The organism is Roseateles sp. P5_B10 (assembly GCF_056400485.1).
Map to the genome: position 1 here is coordinate 1 of NZ_JBFULE010000683.1, position 2,854 is coordinate 2,854.

Here is a 2,854-nt window from a genome sequence, read left to right on the forward strand (position 1 = left end):
CTGCATGACGCTCTCATGGCTGCTGCCCTGCAGGTCGATGTCAACGCTGAGGTCGCCTTCGGCCAGTTGGCGCGTGATCTCATTGACGCGCGCGGGCTCGCCACCCAACTGGCGCGTGATGCTGCGCGTGATGGCCAGGCCCAGCACCAGCAGCACGCCGGCCAGCACCCCCACCCCCAGGCCCACCTTCCAGACGCGCTGCCAGATGGCCGCGTCGACCGTGTCCACATAGACGCCCGAGCCGATGATCCAGCTCCAGGGCGTGAAGCCCTTGACGTAGGACACCTTGGGCACGGGCTGCTCGCTGCCCGGCTTGGGCCACATATAGGGCAGGAAGCCTGCGCCGCTGGCCTTGACGATGTCGACCATCGCGWCGAAGAGCGGCTTGCCGGTCGGGTCCTTGCTGTTGTTCAGCGTCTTGCCCTCCAGCTCCGGCTTCATGGGATGCATGACCATGATCGGGCTCATGTCGTTGACCCAGAAGTACTCGTTGCCGCTGTAGCGCAGTCCCCGCAGGGCGGCGAGGGCCGACTTCTTGGCGTCCTCGTCGGACAGCTTGCCTGTCGCAACCTGGGCGTGGAAATGCGAGACGACGCCATGCGCCGCCTCGACCGCCTGGCRCACCGCCTGCTGGCGCTCGTTCAGGATCAATTCCCGCTCCGAGAACAGCAGGATGGCCGCAACCAGCAGCACGCCAAGAACAGCGCCGAAGGTCTGCAGGGCCAGGCGGCGGGAAACTCTGAGCGACTCGAGCTTGAGCATGGCTTTGTCTCCGGAGATCGTTGTGCGCAGATGCTGTCACGCCTGGGTCAGATATGACAGTGCGTAAGCACCCTCTTGTTCCCGCAAACGTCGCGATTTCGCGACCGGCGTCACATCTGGCGCCGCCGCCGGCCTGGGTACAGTGGCGCGATGAGCGCACTCCTGCACCCCCGCCAGGCCCTGTTCGGCCACGAAGCCGTTCGGCCCGCGCTGCCTGTCGTCGACCACTACTGCGGCGTCGAGGCCCGCATGCGCAAGAGCCTGGCCCTGCAGGCCGAACTCGGCCCCGTCTTCGACATCACGCTGGACGCCGAGGACGGCGCCCCGGTCGGCGGCGAGGCCGAGCATGCGCTGCTGATCGCCGAACTGGCAACGAGCTCGGCCAACCGCTTCGGCCGCGTCGGCGCCCGCGTGCACCCTTTCTGCCACGCCGCCTTCGAAGCCGACGTCGACACCTTGATCGCCAAGGCCGGCGACAGGCTGGCCTATCTGATGATCCCCAAACCAGAGAGCGCCGAGGACGTCGAGCGCGCTGTGGCCGCCATCGATGCCGCCTGCGAGCGCCACGCCCAGCCCAGGCTACCGCTGCAGGTGCTGATCGAAACGCACGGCGCGCTGCGCGAGGTCTTTCGCATCGCCGCCCATCCGCGCATCGAGTCGCTGTCCTTCGGGCTGATGGACTTTGTCTCGGCCCATGGCGGCGCCATCCCCAAGACGGCGATGGAGCTGCCCGGCCAGTTCGAGCATCCGCTGGTCGTGCGCGCCAAGCTCGAGATTGCCGCCGCGGCCCATGCCTTTGGCAAGACGCCTTCGCACTGCGTGGTCACCGAGTTCCGCGATGCCGAACGGCTCGCGGCGGCCGCGCGGCGCGCCGCGCGCGAGTTCGGCTACACGCGCATGTGGAGCATCCATCCCGACCAGATCCGTCCCATCGTCGAGGCGTTCGCGCCGGCCGCCGACGAAGTGGCCGAAGCGGCCGAGCTGCTGCTTGCCGCACGAGCCGCGCAATGGGCTCCCATCTCTTTCCACGACCGCCTGCACGACCGCGCCAGCTACCGCTACTTCTGGACTGTGCTGGAGCGCGCCGAGCGCACCGGGCGCGCCTTGCCCGACGCAGCGCGATCGGCGTTTTTCCCCGTAGCCATCGGGGTAATCGCCGAGTGAGGCACGAACCGGCGTGCAGTCCGTCACGCGGACAATGCCTACATCTTTTCACCGCTGCGCGGCCGCATTGCAGCCATGATTCGCCAGCTTTTTCCACCCTCCTTTCCCACCCCGATTCCAGATGCCGATGACTTCGCTCCGTGCCAGTGCCGCCGCCCTGATCCTCTGCGCCGCCTTGCCCGCCCTGGCCCAGACCGCTCCGGCCAAGCCCGTCGCAAAAACCAAGGCCGCGGCCAAGCCCGCGCCCGCCAAGAAGGCACCGCCGCCGCCGCCCGAGCCTGTGCTGGTCGATGCCGATGAGGCCCAGCTTGCCGCTGCGGAGCGCGCCTACCTGGGCGACTACGCCTGCGAGTTCAAGGAGACCGTGCAGATCGAGAAGCATCCCAAGGTGGCCGGCTACATCAACGTGGCCTGGAAGAAGCAGGTCTTCACGATGAAGCCCGTGCTGTCGTCAACCGGCGCCCTGCGCCTGGAAGACGTGACCGGCCGCACGCTGATGATCCAGATCGCCAACAAGTCCATGCTGCTGGACACCAAGATCGGCCAGCGCCTCATCGACGACTGCGTCCACCCCGAGCAGATCAAGCTGATCGAAGCCGCCAAGGCTGCCAAGATCAACGACCCCGAGGCCGAAGCCGCCGAGGCAGCACGCAGCGGCCTGGGCATCACGCCCACGGCGGCCGAAACACCCGCAGCGCCCCCGGTGGCTGCGAAACCGGCCAAGCCAGCCAAGGCCAAGTGAGTCATTGCTGTTGAAACCCGTGGCTTGGGTATGTAGAATGAATACATACTTTTCGATGCATACCTGAGCCACCGCCTCCGCGGCGCTCAGCCGCTGGAGGCGCCATGGAAGCCACCGTTGCCGAACGCGGGCAGATCACCCTGCCCAAAGCCGTCCGAGATGCCCTCGGTCTGACCAAGGGCACGA

4 protein-coding genes are annotated in these 2,854 nt (G+C 67.3%); 3 read left to right on the plus strand and 1 reads right to left on the minus strand.

Going from position 1 to position 2,854, the window contains the following annotated elements; genetic code table 11:
- Positions 1 to 762: cache domain-containing protein (locus tag AC1DU6_RS25920; RefSeq protein ID WP_477860626.1), on the minus strand; the 762-nt coding region annotated here is incomplete at its 3' end.
- A gap of 150 nt (positions 763 to 912) precedes the next feature.
- On the opposite strand from AC1DU6_RS25920, the gene AC1DU6_RS25925 reads away from it, so the two are divergent.
- From AC1DU6_RS25925 to AC1DU6_RS25935, 3 genes are all read left to right on the plus strand, one after another.
- The gene (locus AC1DU6_RS25925) at positions 913 to 1,926 is read left to right on the plus strand and encodes an HpcH/HpaI aldolase/citrate lyase family protein (protein WP_457325516.1); all 1,014 of its coding nucleotides are present in this window, start codon (positions 913 to 915) and stop codon (positions 1,924 to 1,926) included.
- 127 nt (positions 1,927 to 2,053) lie between these two features.
- Positions 2,054 to 2,668, plus strand: a complete 615-nt coding sequence (locus tag AC1DU6_RS25930; RefSeq protein ID WP_157281448.1) for a hypothetical protein — start codon at positions 2,054 to 2,056, stop codon at positions 2,666 to 2,668.
- Between the two features lie 104 nt (positions 2,669 to 2,772).
- Positions 2,773 to 2,854: AbrB/MazE/SpoVT family DNA-binding domain-containing protein (locus AC1DU6_RS25935; protein ID WP_477860628.1), on the plus strand; the 82-nt coding region annotated here is incomplete at its 3' end.